The 18,266-nt window shown below is 71.3% G+C and carries 15 protein-coding genes; 13 read left to right on the forward strand and 2 right to left on the reverse strand.

All coding sequences use genetic code 11. The features are described from left to right. Window positions 1-29: 29 nt before the first annotated feature. A complete protein-coding gene (locus HC031_RS22635; RefSeq protein WP_205863098.1) occupies window positions 30-773 on the reverse strand; it encodes an alpha/beta hydrolase in 744 nt (247 codons plus the stop codon). A 163-nt stretch (window positions 774-936) separates the two neighbouring features. Between HC031_RS22635 and HC031_RS22640 the strand changes: the two genes are divergently transcribed. Beyond that, complete coding sequence (locus HC031_RS22640; RefSeq protein WP_167927406.1) at window positions 937-1,506, forward strand: NUDIX domain-containing protein; 570 nt, start codon at window positions 937-939, stop codon at window positions 1,504-1,506. 193 nt (window positions 1,507-1,699) lie between these two features. On the opposite strand, the gene HC031_RS22645 is transcribed toward HC031_RS22640, so the two are convergent. Continuing rightward, entirely contained in the window at window positions 1,700-3,997 is a 2,298-nt protein-coding gene (locus HC031_RS22645; protein ID WP_167927407.1) for an MMPL family transporter, read from the reverse strand. Window positions 3,998-4,768: 771 nt separating this feature from the next. Between HC031_RS22645 and HC031_RS22650 the strand changes: the two genes are divergently transcribed. The 12 genes from HC031_RS22650 to HC031_RS22705 all read left to right on the forward strand — a co-directional run bounded on the left by HC031_RS22650 (window position 4,769) and on the right by HC031_RS22705 (window position 18,209). Next, the gene (locus HC031_RS22650) at window positions 4,769-5,380 is read left to right on the forward strand and encodes a response regulator transcription factor (protein WP_240942829.1); all 612 of its coding nucleotides are present in this window, start codon (window positions 4,769-4,771) and stop codon (window positions 5,378-5,380) included. A gap of 153 nt (window positions 5,381-5,533) precedes the next feature. Beyond that, window positions 5,534-5,944 carry a hypothetical protein gene (locus HC031_RS22655; RefSeq protein ID WP_167927408.1) on the forward strand — a complete coding sequence of 137 codons (411 nt, stop codon included), beginning with the start codon at window positions 5,534-5,536 and terminating at the stop codon, window positions 5,942-5,944. Between the two features lie 384 nt (window positions 5,945-6,328). Further along, window positions 6,329-9,085, forward strand: coding sequence for a class IV lanthionine synthetase LanL (lanL, locus tag HC031_RS22660; RefSeq protein WP_167927409.1), 2,757 nt, complete (start codon window positions 6,329-6,331; stop codon window positions 9,083-9,085). Then, window positions 9,082-10,980, forward strand: coding sequence for an alpha/beta fold hydrolase (locus HC031_RS22665; RefSeq protein ID WP_167927410.1), 1,899 nt, complete (start codon window positions 9,082-9,084; stop codon window positions 10,978-10,980). The genes lanL and HC031_RS22665 overlap by 4 nt, the downstream gene beginning before the upstream one ends. 208 nt (window positions 10,981-11,188) lie before the next feature. Beyond that, the gene (locus HC031_RS22670; protein ID WP_167927411.1) at window positions 11,189-11,377 is read left to right on the forward strand and encodes a VenA family class IV lanthipeptide; all 189 of its coding nucleotides are present in this window, start codon (window positions 11,189-11,191) and stop codon (window positions 11,375-11,377) included. 48 nt (window positions 11,378-11,425) lie between these two features. Next, window positions 11,426-11,614: a VenA family class IV lanthipeptide gene (locus tag HC031_RS22675; protein ID WP_167927412.1), complete on the forward strand. Its 189-nt coding sequence runs from the start codon at window positions 11,426-11,428 to the stop codon at window positions 11,612-11,614. 44 nt (window positions 11,615-11,658) lie between these two features. Continuing rightward, a complete protein-coding gene (locus tag HC031_RS22680; RefSeq protein WP_167927413.1) occupies window positions 11,659-11,838 on the forward strand; it encodes a VenA family class IV lanthipeptide in 180 nt (59 codons plus the stop codon). A gap of 364 nt (window positions 11,839-12,202) precedes the next feature. Continuing rightward, window positions 12,203-13,999 carry an ATP-binding cassette domain-containing protein gene (locus tag HC031_RS22685; protein WP_167927414.1) on the forward strand — a complete coding sequence of 599 codons (1,797 nt, stop codon included), beginning with the start codon at window positions 12,203-12,205 and terminating at the stop codon, window positions 13,997-13,999. Beyond that, window positions 13,996-15,762: an ABC transporter ATP-binding protein gene (locus HC031_RS22690; protein WP_167927415.1), complete on the forward strand. Its 1,767-nt coding sequence runs from the start codon at window positions 13,996-13,998 to the stop codon at window positions 15,760-15,762. Before HC031_RS22685 ends, HC031_RS22690 begins: the two co-directional genes overlap by 4 nt. 95 nt (window positions 15,763-15,857) lie before the next feature. Beyond that, entirely contained in the window at window positions 15,858-16,697 is an 840-nt protein-coding gene (locus HC031_RS22695; protein ID WP_167927416.1) for a LamB/YcsF family protein, read from the forward strand. Between the two features lie 7 nt (window positions 16,698-16,704). Next, window positions 16,705-17,358 carry a 5-oxoprolinase subunit PxpB gene (gene pxpB / locus HC031_RS22700; RefSeq protein ID WP_167927417.1) on the forward strand — a complete coding sequence of 218 codons (654 nt, stop codon included), beginning with the start codon at window positions 16,705-16,707 and terminating at the stop codon, window positions 17,356-17,358. Next, the gene (locus HC031_RS22705; RefSeq protein WP_167927418.1) at window positions 17,355-18,209 is read left to right on the forward strand and encodes a 5-oxoprolinase subunit C family protein; all 855 of its coding nucleotides are present in this window, start codon (window positions 17,355-17,357) and stop codon (window positions 18,207-18,209) included. The genes pxpB and HC031_RS22705 overlap by 4 nt, the downstream gene beginning before the upstream one ends. Window positions 18,210-18,266 lie beyond the last annotated feature (57 nt).

Here is an 18,266-nt window from a genome sequence, read left to right on the forward strand (position 1 = left end):
CGCGAGCCGGCCTCCTGACAGCGCGGCGGCTACGGTACGGGCGGCACGGCGGGCGCGCCCGTCCCGTCCCGCAGCCAGTCCACCGCGTGGTCGACCACGTGCTCGGGTACCTCGTGGCCGCCGTCGAACTCGTCGTACGCGACCTCGTACCCCATGGCCTCCAGCCGTGGCACGAGCCGGTGGCTGCATGCGGTGATGGGCAGCACGGTGTCGCCGACGCCGTGCGAGACGAACACCCGGGGCCGTCCGTGGACCACCAGCGGGGCGGCGAAGCCCGGGGAGAAGGCGAGGATGGCGCCGAAGAGATCGCCGTTGGACAGCCCGATCGACAGCGCGTACGACGCTCCGTCCGAGAAGCCGCCGACGACGGCGTACTCCACCGGGTACGAGTTGACGACCTCCTCCAGCAGCCGGTCGATGCGGCGCACGTCCTTTCCGAACCCGTCGACGATGACGTCCCAGGTGGAGAGGGTCGACTGGGGCGCCACCAGCAGCAGTCGCTGCTCGTCGGCGGCCGGGAGCAGCAGGTCCAGGCCGTGCCGCGGCGAGCCCCCGGCGCCGTGCAGGAGCAGGGCCAGCCGGTACGGGCGGCCGTCCGCCGGCGCCGGCACGTACGCCAGCCCCACGAGGTCCCCGGTCGGCCCTTCGAACGACAGCAGGCCGGTCCTGTCGGCGGCGCTCACCGGCTGTTCCAGCCGTACCGTGAGCCGGCCGTGTTGCGCGTTCTCTTCGATCTGGGTGTGCGGTGGCGCCGATTCGGTTCCTCGTGGCATCGGTTCACGCCTGCTGGTCGATCCGGTCGGTCCGGCTACTGCCGGGTACCCCGGATGGTGACGGTTAAGCCCACGCGGGTGCGCCGCGTCCATCGGTAGGATCGCTGCCGCCGATGTGAGCTGCCACTGACGTGAGCTGCCGTCGATGGGATTGGAGTGATCCGTGCGTACCGCTGACCCGCTCGTCGAGGCGCTCGACCGGTACCAGCCGGACGGCGAGGTCGAGGCGGTCGACCTCGCCCGGGTCCGCGACCTGGCGGGGACCGGCGACCCCTGGTCGCGGTCGACCGCCCTGCACGTCACCGCCTCGGCCCTGATCGTCCACCCCCCGACGGCCCGGGTGCTGCTGCGCTGGCACGCCCGCCAGCAGGCGTGGCTGCAGGTCGGCGGGCACGCCGATCCCGGCGAGCTGGACCCGGTCGCGATCGCGCTGCGGGAGGGGCGCGAGGAGACCGGGCTCGACGATCTCGTTCCGTGGCCCGACGCCCGGGTCGTCCACGTCGTCGTCGTGCCGGTCGCGCCATCGGCTCAGGAGCCGGCGCACGAGCACGTCGACGTCCGGTTCGTGCTCGCCACCGGTACGCCGGAGCGGGTGCGGCCGGAGAACCCTACGGCGGAGCTCCGGTGGCTGTCGGTGGCGGAGGCGCATTCGCTGACCGGCGAGGCCAACCTGCGCGAGACGCTTTCCCGAGTCGGCCGGTTGCTGTCGACCGCCGGGAAGCCGACCACCTGAGGCGGGAACCCGACCGCCGGAGGGCGGCAACGGGGAGCGCCGGCGGTACTGCGGGTACGCCAGGTTCCAGCATGGTCGTCTCCCCGGATGTCGCTCGCGGTCATCCTGTCCCGGACCCGCGCCGGTGACCGAGCGGTACGGGTGACGGTGTCGCGTCGACACCGCCACCCGTACCGGCGTGGGGAGGGGCCGGTCAGCCGACAGGCGTGAGCTTGCCCGCGTCGGTGGCACCACCGGCATTGGCGCTGGCGGCGGCGGTCGGGTCCGGCGCCGTGCCGTTGCCATCGCCATCGCCGTTGCCATCGCCGTTGCCGTCGCCGTCGTCGTCGGCGCGGCGCAGGAAGCGAGGCGCCCACCAGTTGGCCGTGCCGAGCAGGCTCATCAGCGACGGCAGCACCACGGCGCGGATGACCGTCGCGTCGAGCAGGATCGCCGCCGCCAGGCCGACCCCGAGCTGCTTCATGTCGATCGTGCTCAGCGTCGCGAAGATGCTGAACACCGCGACCATCACCAGCGCGGCGCTGGTGACCGTGCCGGCGGAGGTGGTGATGCCGTGCGCGACCGCGAACCGGGTCGGCATGCCGCGCTGCGCCGCCTCCCGGATTCGGCTGACGACGAAGACGTGGTAGTCCATCGACAGTCCGAACAGCACCACGAACAGGAACAGCGGGAGCCAGCTCACGACCGCGTCCATCGACCGGAAGCCCAGGATGCCCTCGGCCCAGCTGCCCTGGAACACCAGCGTCAGCAGCCCGTACGCCGCGCCGGCCGACAGCAGGTTCAGGCCGATCGCGGTCAGCGCCACGACGACCGAGCGGAACGTGTACGCCATCACCAGGAATGTCAGCAGCAGCACGAACCCGATGACGATGGGCAGCTTCTGCCGGATGTGCGCGGCGTAGTCCACGCTGGCGGCGACGAAGCCGCCGACCGCGTACTCGGCGCCCGGCACCTTCCCGATCGTCGCGGGCACGAGATCGCGCCGCAGCACGTCCAGGGACCGGGCCGCCTCGGCGCTGCGCCCCGCGTACGGGGTGGGCAGCTCCATCGTGGTGATGCGGCCGTCGGCGCTGACGCGGATGTCCAGACCACCGCTGTCAGGACGGTCGTCGACGGCGAAGAGCTTGTCGGCCGACGCCCGCCGGGCCAGGTCGGTGAGCGCGGCGCGAACCTGCGCGCTGCGGTCGGCCGGTGCCTTGACCGCGATCAGGTGCGTGGTGCCGGTGCTGGGGAAGGCGGCGGTGAGCCGGTCGTACGCCTGCATCGGCGCGGTGGTGCGGGGCAGGTCCTCGCTGCCGGGGAACTTCAGCCGCATGCCGAGCGCCGGTGCGGCCAGGGCGAGCAGGGCCAGTACCGAGATGACCAGCGTGGCCAGGGGCGCCCGCAGCGCCGGTCGCAGGATCGCCGGCCACAGCCGGGGCTCGCCACCCTTTCCGTTGCCCTGGCGGGCGGTGAGCCGCCAGAGCACCGGTACCCGCAGCTTGTCGATCCAGCGGCCGAGCTTGGCGAGGACGGCCGGCAGCACGGTCAGCGAACCGATGACGGCGACTCCGACGACGAGGATCGAACCGACCGCGAGGGAGGAGAAGACCGCGTCGTGGGCGAGGAACAGACCGGCCATCGCGATGATGACGGCAATGCCGGAGACGACGACGGCGTGGCCGGACGTCTCCGCGGCGAGCTCGACGGCGTCGAGGTGGGAACGGCCCCGGGCCCGTTCCTCGCGCTCGCGGCGCAGATAGAACAGTGAGTAGTCGACACCGACGGCCATACCGATGAGCAGGATGACGCTGCTCGTGTTGTCATTTCCCGGAATGAGGTGCGACGCCAGGTCGGACAGGCCGAGTGCGCCCACGACCGACGACAGCGCGAGGATGACCGGCACGCCGGCGGCGATCAGCGCGCCGAACGCCACGAGCAGGATGATCAACGTGGCGGGCAGGCTCAGCAGCTCGGCCTTGCGGAAGTCCTTGCCGAGGGTTTCGTTGAGCGCCCTGGTGATGGACGCGTTGCCGGTCTCCTCGACCCGTACGCCCGGGTGGGCCGCCTGGACCTGGGACGTGACGTCGCGTAGCGGCTGGACGCGGTCGGCCGCGGTGTCGGGGTTGCCGGCCATCGTGACCGTCACGAGCAGGGCCTGGCCGTCGCGGGCCGGTACCGGACCGTCCACCCTCGTCACATCAGGGCGGGTACGCATGCGCGCGGAGACGTCGTCGGCGGCGGCCTTCACGGCCGCCGGGTCGAGGCTGCCGGTACGGGCGGTGATGAGGACATTCTCGGTTGCCGGGTGGTTGAAGTGTCCCTGGTCGACGATCAGGCTCGCGTGTCCGGCCTCGCCGATCGCGTCGTCGTTCGTGGAGCTCTTGTGGAAGCCGGCGAGGTTGCCCAGCCCGAAACACAACGCGACGAACAGCGCCCACAGCGCCATCGCGCGCCACGGGTGGGTCGCGCTCCAGCGCGCCATCCGTACCGTCAACGGTCTTTTCTTCACAGCCGGTGTCCTTTGCGGAATCTCATGGGGGGTTTCTTGATCACGTCACCGACGACGGTAGGGGCGCGATTGCCTGCTGCCATCCGGGAGAAGCCCTGCCGGTACCCGGAGCCGGGTGCGCGGGGCCCCCGGACGGTCTCAGGGTCAGGCACCCTGAGACCGTCCGGGGCGACCGCGACCACCTGGCATCGCGGCGCGGCAACGGCGATCGGCCGCCGCGACGCCGGCTGGCGGAAAAGGTCGACGGGAGCGGCTGACGGGAGCGGCTGACGGGAGCGGCTGACGGGAGCAGCTGACATCGGCGGCATAAGTGCGCCGATGCGTGTTTGTGCCTTCTCGGCAACAAGGTCTATTGCCGACCATTCGTCGCGCCGTTCGCCGGCGTGCCTCCGTCGACGCCGTATCTCCACAGGCAGCAGGCGCGTGGGCGGTGTGCGAGCCGCGGTACAGAAATTGTAAAAGCTTCTTGGCTGTTTCCGTCTTGGCTGCGCAAATGTCCTTGCCTACTGCACGGTAGTGGTCTACCGCTTCCCTGGCTAGAGGTTCGCATATTGCATGACAATGCATCTAAATGGATCGTGCGATCCGGCGTCGGGTCCGGATCGATCATTTACGCGCCGTGTTGCATTGGCGACTCCCCGACCGATGACACATATTGGAACGGTTGAACGCCTGTACTTTTGGACTAACACACTTCGTCCAACCGTTGTTTCGTAACTGTCCGGACGGGGGAGTTCGGGGCCTGACATTTCGATCCAGACAGGGGGAGGGTTGATCCGCATCCTGCTCGGCCGCGAGGGACGGGTGTGGCGCGAAGCGCTCGCCTCGGTGTTGGCTTCCAGCGACGGCCTGGAGGTGGTCGCCGAACTGGCACACACCGATGAAGTGCCGGTTGTCGCCGCCAGGGAGCGACCCGACGCCGTGGTGCTCGACCATGCGCTGCCCGGATCGCTCACCGTGCCAGATCTGTGCGAGAAGCTCGGCGTGGCCGCGCCGCGGTCGGTCGTGCTGGTCCTGCTGGACCGGCGCGGCGGCGCCCTGAGCACGGCTCTGGCCAGGTTGGCGCCACGGGTGGGCGTCCTCACGACCGATGCGACACCCTGGCAACTGGTCGACAGCGTCCGCCAGTTAATTCGTGGCGAACCGGTGCTCGACGCCAAGGTCGCCGTGGCAGCGCTGACCGCGCGACACAACCCGTTGACCGACCGGGAACGCGAGGTCCTTCGCCTGGCCGCGGACGGCGCGCCGGCCAAGGAGATTGCCGCACAGCTCTACCTGAGCGCCGGCACCGTGCGCAACTACCTGTCCCGGGTCATCGCGAAAACCGGAGCGCGGACCAGGATCGAGGCGATCCGGATCGCTCAGGGGTCCGGATGGATCTGATCGGCCGGGCCGCGGCAGCGGCGCTGACTGAACGGCGCTGACTGAACGGCGCTGACTGAACGGCGATGGCCCTGCGCAGATGGTCGACCCGGCGGCCGTCTGCGCCCCGGCGCGCGAACCCGTCAGGCGGCGGCGTGCTGGCACGATGATGCGGTGTTCGGGCAGCGCTGGGCAGACGCGCCGCGATCCGTGCGCCTCGCCGTAGGCGCCGAGACCATGGTGCTCGGCTATGGCGCGGGCGTCCATGTCGTTCAATTCGTCGGGCAGGGCTTCCACCCCTATTCGTGGGCGCCGACCTGGCTCGCGATCTATTTCACGTCGCTGACGCTGGCCGACCCGCTCGCGGCGATACTGCTCTGGCTTCGGCGCGCGGCCGGTCTTTATCTTGCCGTTTGCATCCTCGTCACGGACGCCGTGGCCAATGGATACGCGGATTACGAATTGTCGATCGGCTCCGCTGTCGCCCGCGTTTCGCACGCCGTGATCAGCATCCTGGCGGTGGCGGCACTGTCCACCGCGCCGTGGCTCCATTCCTGGCTTCGGCGGCACGGCACCCGTCGCTGAGTCGAGTCACTGCGCCTGGCAAATTGTGGCAGCGCCGTGCGGTGCCGGTTTCCCGGGCCAGAACATGAGTACCTTTCAGGCCCTAAACATGAGTACTTAACGGTCTGTCATGACAGACGTGACTTACCCCGGCCGGGCGCGCCCAGCAGCATTACGAGTGCGACCAAACTGCGAAGTTCACCAGTCACTTAAGACTGCCGATATTCGCCACTCGGCCGACAGCGTGAGCACCGACAGCGTGAGTACAGCGTCATCCACGCCGCGCGCCCAACTCCTGGAGACCACTTAATGGCAGCGTTCGATCAAAGCTTCCTCACTCGGCCAGTGGAGGCCAGCGCGGATAGTTCAGCACTAGCCGCGGCACTTGATCGCGCCTTGCGTGATATGGCCGACGCTGACCGCTGGGAAGTGGGGACCAACGGCCTCTGGTGCGCTGTGACGCCGAAGGATCGCGTACTGCCCCCGCAAGGCTGGAAGCTTCACCTGTCGGCGACTCCCGCGTCGGCCGAGTCGGTACTGACGCGATCGCTTCCGGTACTGCTGCGAAGCCGCGCCGCCTTCAAGTTCATGGGCAGGGTCGAGTATGTCGTGCAGATGAATGCGCGCAACACTCCGCGGGGGAAGTCCGGCAAGTTCATCACCGTCTACCCGGCCGATGACCAGGAGGCCGTGCGCCTGGCGGACGAGCTGCACCGGGCGACGGCGGGGCTGGCCGGTCCCCGTATCCTCTCCGACCGGCCGTATCGCTACGACAGTATCGTCCATTACCGATACGGCGCGTTCGTCGAAGCGCGCCGGCTCTCCAATGACGGCCTGTACTCCTGGGTAATTTTCGACCCGGACGGCAACCCGGTGGAGGACCGGCGGGCCCCGGTATACCAGCCACCGGCCTGGGTGCAGTGCCCGTTCCCCGCGCCTGTGGGTAACCCTGCCGAAGGCGGTGGGTCGGGCACTAAGAAGGACGATCGCGGTGTGCTGCTCGCCGGCCGATTTCTGGTGCGGGAGGCGATCCGCCACACCAACAAAGGCGGCGTCTACCGCGGTGTGGATACCGAAAGCGGCAGCGAGATCGTCATCAAGGAAGCGCGCGCGCACGTCGAGGCGGACAAGACCGGGAAAGACGTACGTGACCTCCTGCGCGCGGAAGCGACCGCGCTGGCGAAAGTCTCGCCGCTGAGCGTCGCGCCCCGGCCGCTCAAGCTCTTCGAGCAGAACCAGCACCTTTTCCTCGCCGAGGAGCTGGTCCCGGGGAAACCGCTCTGCCAATGGGTCCCGATCCGGATCCGGGAAGTTGGGTGGCGCCGCCGCATTCCGGAGGCGCTGGACATCGCCGCACGCCTGGTGGAGCTCATGGACCTCGTACACCAGGCCGGCGTCATTCTTCGGGACTTCAACCCCAACAACATCATGGTGCGTCCCGATGGCCGCCTGGAGCTGATCGACCTCGAGTTCGCGGTGCTGGCGGAGGCGCGGGAAGGGGAGCACCGGCCTGCCGGCACGCCAGGGTACGCCGCACCCGAGCAGATGAATGGCGCGGCTCCGAATATTCAGGCCGATTACTACAGCCTCGGGGCCACCATCTGTTTCGTGGTCACCGGCAATTCCCCGTCCCTGTTGCCGGACGAGCCGGCGCGCCGGCCGATTCGTGAGCGGCTCGCGGAGTGGTTGGAGGTCCGTCAGGACGCGTCCGATCACGATGACCTCAAGACGTTGATTCTGGGCCTGATGGACGACGAGCCCGAGCGCCGCTGGACGACCGCGCGCGCCCGAGCCGCGCTGGAGGCGGCGCGGGAGCGCCCGGAGCGACCAGCGCTGCCGCACCCGTCGATCGAAACCGGTTCCGGGGCCGAGCCCGAGCGCGGTGCCGACGCCCGGCTGGGGGACGAGCAGTGGCGCGACGCGGTCGACGGTGCCGTCGGTTACCTGCTCGCCTCGATGAACAGTGCCGGCTCGATGAACAGTGCCGGCTCGATGAACGGTGCCGGCTCGATCAACAGCGCCGGCTCGATGAACGGTCCCGGCGGGGACCGGCTGTGGCCCGGCTCCTGCGCCAACGCCGCCGCCGACCCGTGCTCGGTCCAACTCGGCGCCGCGGGCATTCTCGGCGTGCTCACCAGGTACTTCGAACTCACCGGCGACGACCGGCTGCCAGCAGTGCTCGCCACCGCGGGTGGGTGGCTCGCCCAGCGGCTGCGCGCCGACGACACCCGGCCGCCGGGCCTCCACTTCGGCGACGCCGGCGTGGCCTGGTCGCTGTACGAAGCCGGACGGGCTCTCGATGACGGCCGGTTGGTCGAGCAGGGCTTGGAACTGGCCGGCTCGGTGTCGGTCTCCTCACGGGACCTGGACGTCACCCACGGCACCGCCGGGATCGGGCTCGCGTTCCTGCACCTGTGGCTGAGGACCGGCGACGAGGAGTTCCGCACCCGCGTCCACGAGGCGGCCGACCGCCTCATCGCCGAGGCCCGCACCGAACCAGGCGGCCTCATCTGGGGGACTCCGGCCGCGCACATCTCCCGACTGGCCGGCGGCCGCTACTACGGGTACGCGCACGGCACAGCCGGTGTGGGCACCTTCCTCGTCGCCGCGGCGGCCGCCACCGGGCGGGCCGACTGCCTCGCGCTCGCCCGCCAGGCAGGCGAGACGCTCCTCACCAACGCATCCGTGACGGACGGCGCGGCCATGTGGGGCTCCGGCCCCGGTGATCCGACCACGGCGCCGTACTGGTGCCACGGATCCACGGGTATCGGCATGTATCTCATCCGCCTGTACCGCGCCACCGGGGACGACCGTTTCGAGAAGTTGGCCCACATGGCCGCGCGCGCGGTGATGGACCACTCCTGGCGGGGAGTGCTCGGGCAGTGTCACGGACTCTCGGGCAACGGAGAGTTCCTCCTCGACATGGCCGACCTGGCCGATGGGCCGCGGTACGAGGGCCTCGCACACCAACTGGCGCGGATCGTCCACGCCAGCCGGGCCTACCGCGACGGCCGTACGGTCTTTCCCGACCAGGAAGGAGCCGTCAACCCCTCCTGGGCGGACGGTATGAGTGGGGTTCTGGCCTTCCTCCTGCGGCTGAAGTACCGGTCGCCTCGACTGTGGATGGTCGACTCCGTGCTCGAGCGGGGCCACCGGTCGTGACCACACTCCGGTTGGAGGCCCTGCCGGCCGTGACCGACCGCTTCGACTTCGCCTTCTCGGGGAACGGTCGCTACGCCGCGTGCCTCAAGCGCAGCGACGAGGCGGTGTCCCTGGAGAGTCCGGCGACCCTCGAGAGTTGGAGCCTGCACTCGGAGGAGGCGGTCTGCCGGCCGGTCACCGGCGTCGTCGTCGGTGGGGCGAGCCACGCTCTCCCCCTTGACGACGGCCGGATTCTGCTGTCCCGCAGCGACGGGGTCGAGCTCACCTTCCGACATCGGCTCGCCGTCCTGCAGCCCAGTGGTAGTGGCTTCAGCGAACAGCCGCTCGGCGAAGTGTCCACGTTGCTCGGTGGTGGGCTCCTACCGTGCCCCGGCTCGACGCGGCTCGCCTTCTTCGTCGCGCGCGACGATCCGGATCATTCCACGATCTGGCGGCTTTCGACGTCCCGGCCGGGGACGGGGCTACCGGTGATGGAGCCGGTGGTGCGCGTGCCGGGCTCCCTGTCGGGGGGCGTGTGGCTCGACGCGGACGCCGGTGTGCTCGCGGTGAACCAGGACCTCGACGGCCACAGCAGCGGCATCGCTGTCGACCTGGTCCGCGGGGAGTGGCGGCGCATCTGGTCAGTGTCGGACCGCAGCACCGACCGGATCGTCCTCTACAGCCCTCGGTCGAAGGCGCTCGTCGTCACCACGAACGCGACCGGCGAGGAGCGACTCGGCTGGAGCCGACTCGGACAGGGCGAAGTCAACTTCCCCGAGGTCCTGCACCACCCGGGCCACCCGCGGCGCGCGCTGGCGCTCGACAGCAGCGGTGAGCGGCTGCTGGTCCACGAGTCGCGGGGCGCGGTGTCCCGGCTGTTCACCTACACCCCGGCCGACCGACGTCTGCGGCCCGTCACCGGCCCGGCCGGCACCGTCTCACCTCCGGCCTCGTGGGTCGGCGACCTCGTCCGGTTCCGCTTCTCGGCTCCCGACCAACCCCCCACGCTCGCGACGGTGCGGTTGGGAACGCGGCCCCGATGGTCGCTGAGCCGGGTCGGGGAAGCGGAGAACGAGACCGCCTGGGCCGCCGCCGAGCTCATCTCGCTGCCGGGACCGGCAGGTCCGATCGAGGCGATCGTGTACGGCGGCGCGGCGTGGTGGCGATGTCCGCATCTGGTGGTGGCGCTGCACGGCGGCCCGCTCGCCGCATGGCGCTTCGAGTTCGAACCGCTCTTCCAACGCCTCGCCGCGGCCGGCGTCGCCGTCGTGGCGCCGAACTGCCGCGGCAGCATCGGCTACGGCGAGGAGCATCTGCGGGCGGTCGTCACGAACTGGGGCGGGCCGGACCTCGAGGACGTCCTGCACCTGGTGCGGCGCCTCGAAACGCAGCGGGCGTCGCTTCACCTGCCGAAGCCCGTTGTGCTGGGCGAGAGCTACGGCGGCTTCCTGGCATTGCTGGCGGCGTGCCGGGAGCCGGAGCGATGGTCGGGATGCGTCGCCCTCGCGCCCTTTCTGTCCGGACCACGCCTGTACGAAAGCGCACACGGCGTGGTGCGCAGCCGGGTCGACAAGCTCGGCGGGCGCAACGCCGTCGACGATGGCGCGGGGCCCAGGGACGTGCTGCGGATCTGCGCGTCGCTGTCCGCACCGCTGCTGCTGGTCCACGGCACCGGGGACGTCGCGGTACCGGTCGAGCAGTCGCGGACGCTCGTGCGCCGGCTGTCCGAGCTCGGCAGGTCCGAAGGCGTCGACTTCGAGTACCTCGAGGTTCCGGGCGATCACGCGGCAGTGGCCTCGGCCCGGCCGAGCGCGCTGGCCCGACGGATCGTGAGCTTCTGCCTGAGCCGGAGGATCCCGGCCGACCACTTCGTTCGCATGGAGGCAGGTGAAAACCATGCCGTTCGACCGGTTTGACGAGGCGGCCCGCCGCAGGGCGCTGCCGATGACCGAACGGGTCGACACAGACGGCATCCAGTGCCGCGCGGGGACCCGACCACAGGTGTGCCCCGCGCTGAGCGTCCAGTCGCTCGACCCCGTCTGCATGTGCGGTACGTGCCGATAACCGGGCCTGGACGACCCGCTGAACAACCGGAAACCCATCCCATGGAAGGAGGTGAAAATCATGCAGCTTGACAGCTTCGACCTGGTGGCCTCACTGCAGGCGCTGCCGGAGACCGACCCGATCGAGATCGACGGCGTCCAGTTCAACGGCGGCGGTGGTGGGGGTTCGGAGACCTGCGCGGCCGTCTGCATCGGTCTGCTCACGATCAACATCGCCAACACCCTCTGCATCGGCATCACCTGCGCGTAGCGGGGCCGCCGACGAGCCCGGGACGTTCCAGGGAAGGAGGTGACAAACATGCAGCTTGAGAACTTCGACCTGGTGGCTTCGCTGCAGGCGCTGCCGGAGACCGACCCGATCGAGATCGACGGCGTCCAGTTCTACGGCGGCGGCGGTGGCGGTAACGAGACCTGCGTGGCCGTGTGCATCGGTCTGCTGACCGTCAACATCGCCAACTCCGTCTGTGTCGGCATCACCTGCGCATAGCAGGGTCCGGACGAACTCACAACACTCCCTGAAAGGAACTCATCATGCAGCTTGACAGCTTCGACCTGGTGGCCTCACTGCAGGCGCTCCCGGAGACCGACCCGATCGAGATCGACGGCATCCGTTTCGACGGCGGCGGCAACGAGACCTGCGCCGCGATCTGCATCGGTCTGCTGACCGTCAACCTCCTCAACACGGTCTGCATCGGTATCACCTGCGCCTAGCAGGTCGTAGGCGATCCCCGCGACCCTGACCGCTGGAGACTGCGGCGGGCGACGGGGAATGGGGCACGGAGGCGGTCACCCGCTGCCTCCGTGCCCGGCTCTGCGCCGACGACCTTCGCCCAAGGGGGCGGGACGAGAGGCCGAAGGGGACGAGAGGCCGAAGGGGACGAGAGGCCGAAGGGGACGAGAGGCCGAAGGGGACGAGAGGCAGAGGGGACGAGAGGCAGTGGTGCGGCGGCGGCACGGTCGACATTGTCGAAGGCGACATTGTCGAAGCCGGCGTCTGCGCGCCTCGGCGTCGCAGACCGTCCCGGCAAACCGCCCCCGATCCCCCGCGCGGCTCACGAGCTGGCTGGCCCGCGCGGTGGCGCCACAGCTGCCCGCCGGGACGCTGCGGGCCGCGGGCAGTCGTGTCCTGCGGCAGGCCGTCCGGCAACACCCGTTCCTGGTGCTGCTGTTCACCGTGGTCACCGGCGTCGGGGCGGTCACGACCGTCCTGATGCCCCGCGTGGTGGCCGCCGCGATCGACGCGGCCACCACGGGAACCAACGTGACCGGCGCGCTGGCGCAGTTGGCGGCGCTGCTCGCGATCGCGACGGCGGCGAGCGCCCTCGACGACCTGATCGGCTCCTACTACGGCACGATGCTGACCGCCGGGTTCCGGCACCGGCTGCTGGGCCGCGCGCTCGCGCTTGGTGTACCCGGCCTCCGGCGCTTTCCCGCCGGGGATCTGCTGTCCCGCATCACCGTCAACGCGGGTACGCCGGCGATGGTCCTTCCCATGCTCCTGTCGGCGACGGCGACCCTGTCGGTCACCCTCGGCGCGGTGGTGAGTCTGGCGCTGATCGACCTGCGTCTCGCGGTCACCCTGCTGCTCGGCGTACCGCCGAGCGTGGCGCTGCTCCGTCTGTTCGTCGCCACGGCGGCCCAGCCCTTCGTCCGCTACCAGGAACTGCTCGCCGCGATCACCACCCGCCTGCTCGACGCCCACCGGGGCGTACGCACGATCCGGGCCGGCGGTACGGCCGAGCGTGAGATCGGCCGGATTCTCCAGCCGGTGCCGGAGCTGCACGAGGTCGGACGGCAGGGGTGGGTGGTGCAGGGGCGCGCCAGTTGGCAGCTGGCGCTGCTCGTACCCGTCGTCCAACTGCTCGTGCTGTCGGTGGGCGGCTACGCGCTGGTCGCCGGCCAGATCACCGCCGGTCAGCTGGTGGCGGCGGCGTCCTACGCCGGCCTCGCGCTCGGTTCGATGGGGTTGCTGGACACGCTCGTCTCCCTCCTGTCGTGCCAGGTAGGAGCGGGCCGGGTGGGTGAGGTGCTCGAGGCGGTGCCCGCCGCGCCGGCACCCGCGTCACCGGTGGCGGTGCCACCCGGGTACGGCCGGCTGGAGCTGCGCAACATCAGCGTGCGGATGGACGACCGCCCGGTGCTCGACCATCTGTACCTGGCGGTGCCGGCGGGACGGAGTGTCGCGATCGTCGGGCGGTCGGGCACCGGCAAGAGCGTGCTGGTGTCCCTGATCGGCCGGCTGGCCGACCCCGACGAGGGCCAGGTGCTGCTCGACGGGGTTCCCGTCGCCGAGATCGAGCCTGCCGCACTGCGCCGGACCGTGACGTACGCCTTCGAGCGGCCCGCCCTGCTCGGCGCCACCATCCACGACATGATCGCCTACGGCAGGCCGGCCGCATCGCGGGCCGAGGTCGAGGCGGCGGCTGCCGTGGCGCAGGCCGATCGGTTCATCCGGCTGCTGCCGAAGGGCTACGACACCCCGCTGGCCCAGGCACCCATGTCCGGTGGCGAGATGCAGCGCCTCGGGCTGGCCCGGGCGATCCTGGCCAGGGCTCGGGTCATCGTGCTGGACGACGCCACCAGCAGCCTCGACACCGCTACCGAGGCGAAGGTGGCGCGGGCGCTCGCGCGGGTCCTCGCCGGACGTACCTCGGTGGTGGTGGCCCACCGGGCCATGACCGCCGCCCGCGCCGACCTCGTGGCCTGGCTCGACGGGGGTCGAGTACGGGCGCTCGCTCCCCACTCGGCGCTGTGGTCGGATCCCGGCTACCGGGCAGTGTTCGGAGCGGCGGACGACACGGGAGCCGGCGAAATCGCGGTCCGCGACGTCTCCGGAATGCCCGCGGCCCTCCAGGTCGGGGTGCGGAGATGAACCTCTCCGCCGGCGCGCGGCTGCTCCGGAGCCATCTGCGGCCGCACCGCCGGGCGCTCTGGTGGCTCGCCGCCTGGTCGGCCGTCGAGGGGGTGCCCGCCTTCGTCTCCGGGCTGCTCGTCGCCAACGCGATCGACCACGGCTTCCTCGCGCGACGGCCCCTCGTCGGGTTCGGCTCGCTGGCCGCCCTGGGCGCGCTGTACGCCGTCGGGGCCCTCGGTACCCGACGGGCCTTCCCGTGGCTGGCCTCGGCCGTCGAGCCGCTGCGCGACTCGCTGGTCACCGCCGTGGTCACCGCCTCGTTGCGGCGGGCCCTGCGGGGCGAGGACAGGGCCGGCGGATCGAGTGTTTCCCAGGCCACCGTGCAGGTCGAGACGGTCCGGATCCTGATGTCGAGCCTGCTGCGCACCGCGCGCCAGTTCCTCGTCACGACCGTCGCGGCCCTCGGCGGGCTGTTCGTGTTGTCGCCGCTGATCGCCCTGGTCACCACCGGGCTGGTGGTGCTGGCGCTGCTCGCGTTCGCCGGCCTGGTGCGGGTCCTCGTCGCGCGGTACCGCGCCGTGGTGCTGCTCGGCGAGAGGATCGGCGCCACCGCCTCACCGGTCGTCGAGGGGCTGCGCGACGTCGTCGTCTGCGGCGCCGAGACGCGCGCCGCCCGCGAGGTGGGCAGGGCGATCGACGACGAGGCCCAAGCCCAGCGGGCGTACGCGAGGGCGTGGGTGCTCCGGCTGCCCGTGATGATGTTGGGCGCGCAGTTCCCCCTGCTCGCCCTCCTGGGGCTGTCACCGTGGCTGCTCGCGGGCGGTCGGCTCACCGTCGGGCAGATCGCGGGCGGCGCCGTCTATCTGTTCAGCCGGCTCGAGCCGGCGATCCGGATGCTCATCGGCGCCGGCGGGAGCATCCTCACCAACCTCGGGGTGGTGCTCGGCCGGCTGTCGGAGGTGTGCGCCGAGCCGCCCCCGTCTGCTCCCGGCGCGGCGGTGCTGCGGCCACCGACCTGCGACGTGCGCCTTCGGGGCGTCACGTTCGCCTATTCCGCACATGCCGAACCGGTGGTCCGTGACCTCACGCTCGACATCCCCGAAGGTCTCCATCTCGCGGTGGTGGGCCCGAGCGGGGTCGGCAAGTCCACCCTCGCGAACCTGCTCACCCGGCTGGCCAGACCGCAGCGGGGTGAGCTGACGATCGGCGGGGTGAGCCTGGAGACGGTCGACGAGGAGCATCTGCGGCGCACCGTGGCGCTGATCCCCCAGGAGGCGTACGTGTTCGCCGGGACGGTACGGGAGAACCTGACGTACCTGCAGCCGCACGCCACCAGGGCCGACCTCGATCGCGCGGTGGCCGCCGTCGGTCTCGAGGAGACGTGCGCCCGCCTGGGCGGCTACGACGCCGAGATCCCGCCCGGCGGCGAGACGCTGTCCTCCGGGGAACGGCAGCTCATCTCGCTGGCCCGGGTGTTCCTGTCGGCGGCCCGGATCGTCATCCTCGACGAGGCGACCTGCTACCTCGACCCGATGGCGGAGGCGCGGGCGGAGCAGGCGTTCGCCGAGCGCGTCGGCACGCTCGTGGTGATCGCCCACCGGATCAGTTCGGCCGTCCGGGCCGACCGGGTCCTCGTGATGGACGGCGCCGATCCCCTTCTCGGCACCCACGAAGAGCTGCTGCGCCGCAGCCCGCTCTACGCCGAACTCGTCGGCCACTGGAGCGGTCTCGGCGTGCCGGCCCGAGAAACCGGTCTCGGCGTGCCGGCCCGAAGCCGGTAGCGCGGCATCGACAATTACGCGGCATCGACGCTTACGCGGCGTCGCCGGTCTGGCAGGATCAACCTAGCGGCAGTACCGCCGGGAGGATGAGCGCGATGACCGCCAGCTCTGCCCACGCCGGCCTACCGGCGAGCGCGCCGGTCGTCGACCTCAACAGTGACCTGGGTGAGGGTTTCGGTCCGTGGACCCTCGGTGACGACGAAGCCCTGCTCGACATCGTCACGAGCGCCAACGTCGCGTGCGGGTTCCACGCCGGCGATCCCTCGATCATGCGTCGGGTCTGCGCCCGCGCCGTCGAGCGGGGCGTCGCGATCGGCGCCCAGGTCAGCTACCGCGACCTGGCGGGGTTCGGCCGGCGGCCGATCGCGGTCGACCCGGCCGAGCTCGCCGACGAGGTGCTTTACCAGCTGGGCGCGCTGGACGGCATCGCCCGGGTCGAGGGCGGCCGGGTGGCCTACCTCAAACCGCACGGGGCGCTGTACAACACGATCGTCACCGACGAGGCGCAGGCCGTGGCGGTGGTCGAGGCGGTCCGCCGGTACGACCCCGCCATGCCGGTGCTCGGCCTGCCCGGCTCGGCGTTCCTGCGGCTCGCCGCCGAGGCCGGCCTCACCACGGTCGGCGAGGCCTTCGCCGACCGGGCGTACACGCCCGCCGGTCACCTCGTACCGCGACGGACCACCGGCGCGGTGCTCCACGACGCCGACCTCATCGCCGAACGGTGCGTCCAGCTGGTCACCGCAGGCACCGTGGCGGCGGTCGACGGTACGCCCGTGCCGGTCGCGGCCCGGTCGATCTGCGTGCACGGCGACACCGACGGGGCGGTCGCCATCGCCCGCCGGGTACGCGAGTCACTGCTCAAGGCGGGCGTCACTGTCCGGCGCTTCACCGGGAGCGGGAGCTTCACCGGGAACGTGGGAATCGGGGAGGGCTGAGGAGCCGGTGCGCATCCTCCGGTACGGTCGCGGCGCGCTGCTCGTGGAGCTCGACGAGCTGGACGAGGTCATGGGGCTGTACCGGGCGCTGGCCCGCACCGCTCCGGCCGGGGTGACAGACCTCGTGCCCGCGGCGCGCACGCTGCTCGTCACGTTCGACCGGTCCCGCACCTCCTTCGCGGGGCTGGCCGAGCTGGTACGGCGTACGCCGCCGGCCGACGGGGACGACGGCCCGGCCGGGATCGTGGAGCTGCCGGTGGCGTACGACGGGCCGGACCTCGCCGAGGTCGCCGCCCGCACGGGCCTGTCGCCCGCTGAGGTGGTGCGCCGGCACACCGGCGTGGAGTACGTGGTCGCGTTCTGCGGCTTCGCGCCCGGCTTCGCCTACCTCACCGGGGGCGACCGGGCGCTGCGGGTGCCGCGTCGCGCGAGCCCGCGAACGGTGGTGCCGGCGGGCGCGGTCGGGCTGGCCGGCGAGTACACCGGGGTCTATCCCCGGCCGTCGCCCGGCGGTTGGCAGCTCATCGGCCGTACCGGCGCGGCGCTGTGGGACGTCGACCGTGACCCGCCGGCGCTGCTGGTCGCCGGCACCCGGGTCCGCTTCGTCGCGATGGATTCGGTCGGTGCGGTGGATCCGGTCGGCGCGGTGGATCCGTCATGATCGAGGTCATCCGTCCGGGCCCGCTCACGACGGTGCAGGATCTGGGCCGCCCGGGCTGGGCCGCGCTCGGCGTGAGCCCGTCGGGCGCCGCCGACCTCGGCGCCCTGCGGCTGGCCAACCGGCTCGTCGGTAACCCCGAGTCGGCCGCATGCCTGGAGATCACGCTCGGTGGGCTGGTCGCCCGGTTCGACGAAGCCGCGATCGTCGCGCTGACCGGCGCGCCCGCACCCGTTCGGGTGGGCGACCGGCAGGGCTTTCTCAACGGTCCGTTCACCGTACGGGCCGGCGAGCGCCTGGTACTCGGGGCGCCGCAGCGGGCGCTGCGCACGTACCTGGCCGTTCGCGGCGGGATCGACGCGGCGCCGGTCTTCGGTTCCCGCTCGACCGACCTGCTGTCGGGGCTGGGGCCGGCGCCGGTGACGGCCGGCGCCCGGCTGCCCGTGGGCGACGCTGTCGCCGGAATGCCCACTGTGGACCTGGCGCCCGTACCCGTGGCCCCTGGCGACCTGGTGCTGCGCGTCCTGGCCGGCCCGCGCGACGACTGGATCACCGCCGAGGCGCGCCGCCTGTTCGCCTCCGCCCCGTACGCGGTGAGCGCCCGCAGCAACCGGGTCGGGGTCCGGCTCGAAGGGCCCCCGCTGGTCCTGGCCCGGCGCGACGAACTGCCCTCGGAGGGGATCGTCCGCGGGGCGGTGCAGGTGCCGCCGGACGGCCGGCCGGTGCTGTTCCTCGCCGACCATCCGGTGACCGGCGGCTACCCCGTCATCGGGGTCGTCGAGCCGCCGGACCTCGATCTGCTGGGTCAGGCCCGGCCGGGTGAGCGCGTATCGCTGCGCTGGATTGGTCGGTGACGTCGTCGTTGGGCGCTGATGTCGTCGTCGGATGGGTGATGTGCCGTTTCGCGCGCC

The organism is Planosporangium thailandense (genome assembly GCF_011947195.1).
GTDB lineage: Bacteria > Actinomycetota > Actinomycetes > Mycobacteriales > Micromonosporaceae > Planosporangium > Planosporangium thailandense.

Excerpts from the sequence above, each read along its gene's own strand:
- HC031_RS22635 (WP_205863098.1), bottom strand. The coding sequence starts at position 773 with ATGCCACGAGGAACCGAATCGGCGCCACCGCACACCCAGATCGAAGAG.
- lanL (WP_167927409.1), top strand. The coding sequence starts at position 6,329 with ATGGCCGACGCTGACCGCTGGGAAGTGGGGACCAACGGCCTCTGGTGC.
- HC031_RS22670 (WP_167927411.1), top strand. The coding sequence starts at position 11,189 with ATGCAGCTTGACAGCTTCGACCTGGTGGCCTCACTGCAGGCGCTGCCG.
- HC031_RS22675 (WP_167927412.1), top strand. The coding sequence starts at position 11,426 with ATGCAGCTTGAGAACTTCGACCTGGTGGCTTCGCTGCAGGCGCTGCCG.
- HC031_RS22680 (WP_167927413.1), top strand. The coding sequence starts at position 11,659 with ATGCAGCTTGACAGCTTCGACCTGGTGGCCTCACTGCAGGCGCTCCCG.
- HC031_RS22690 (WP_167927415.1), top strand. The coding sequence starts at position 13,996 with ATGAACCTCTCCGCCGGCGCGCGGCTGCTCCGGAGCCATCTGCGGCCG.
- HC031_RS22695 (WP_167927416.1), top strand. The coding sequence starts at position 15,858 with ATGACCGCCAGCTCTGCCCACGCCGGCCTACCGGCGAGCGCGCCGGTC.
- HC031_RS22705 (WP_167927418.1), top strand. The coding sequence starts at position 17,355 with ATGATCGAGGTCATCCGTCCGGGCCCGCTCACGACGGTGCAGGATCTG.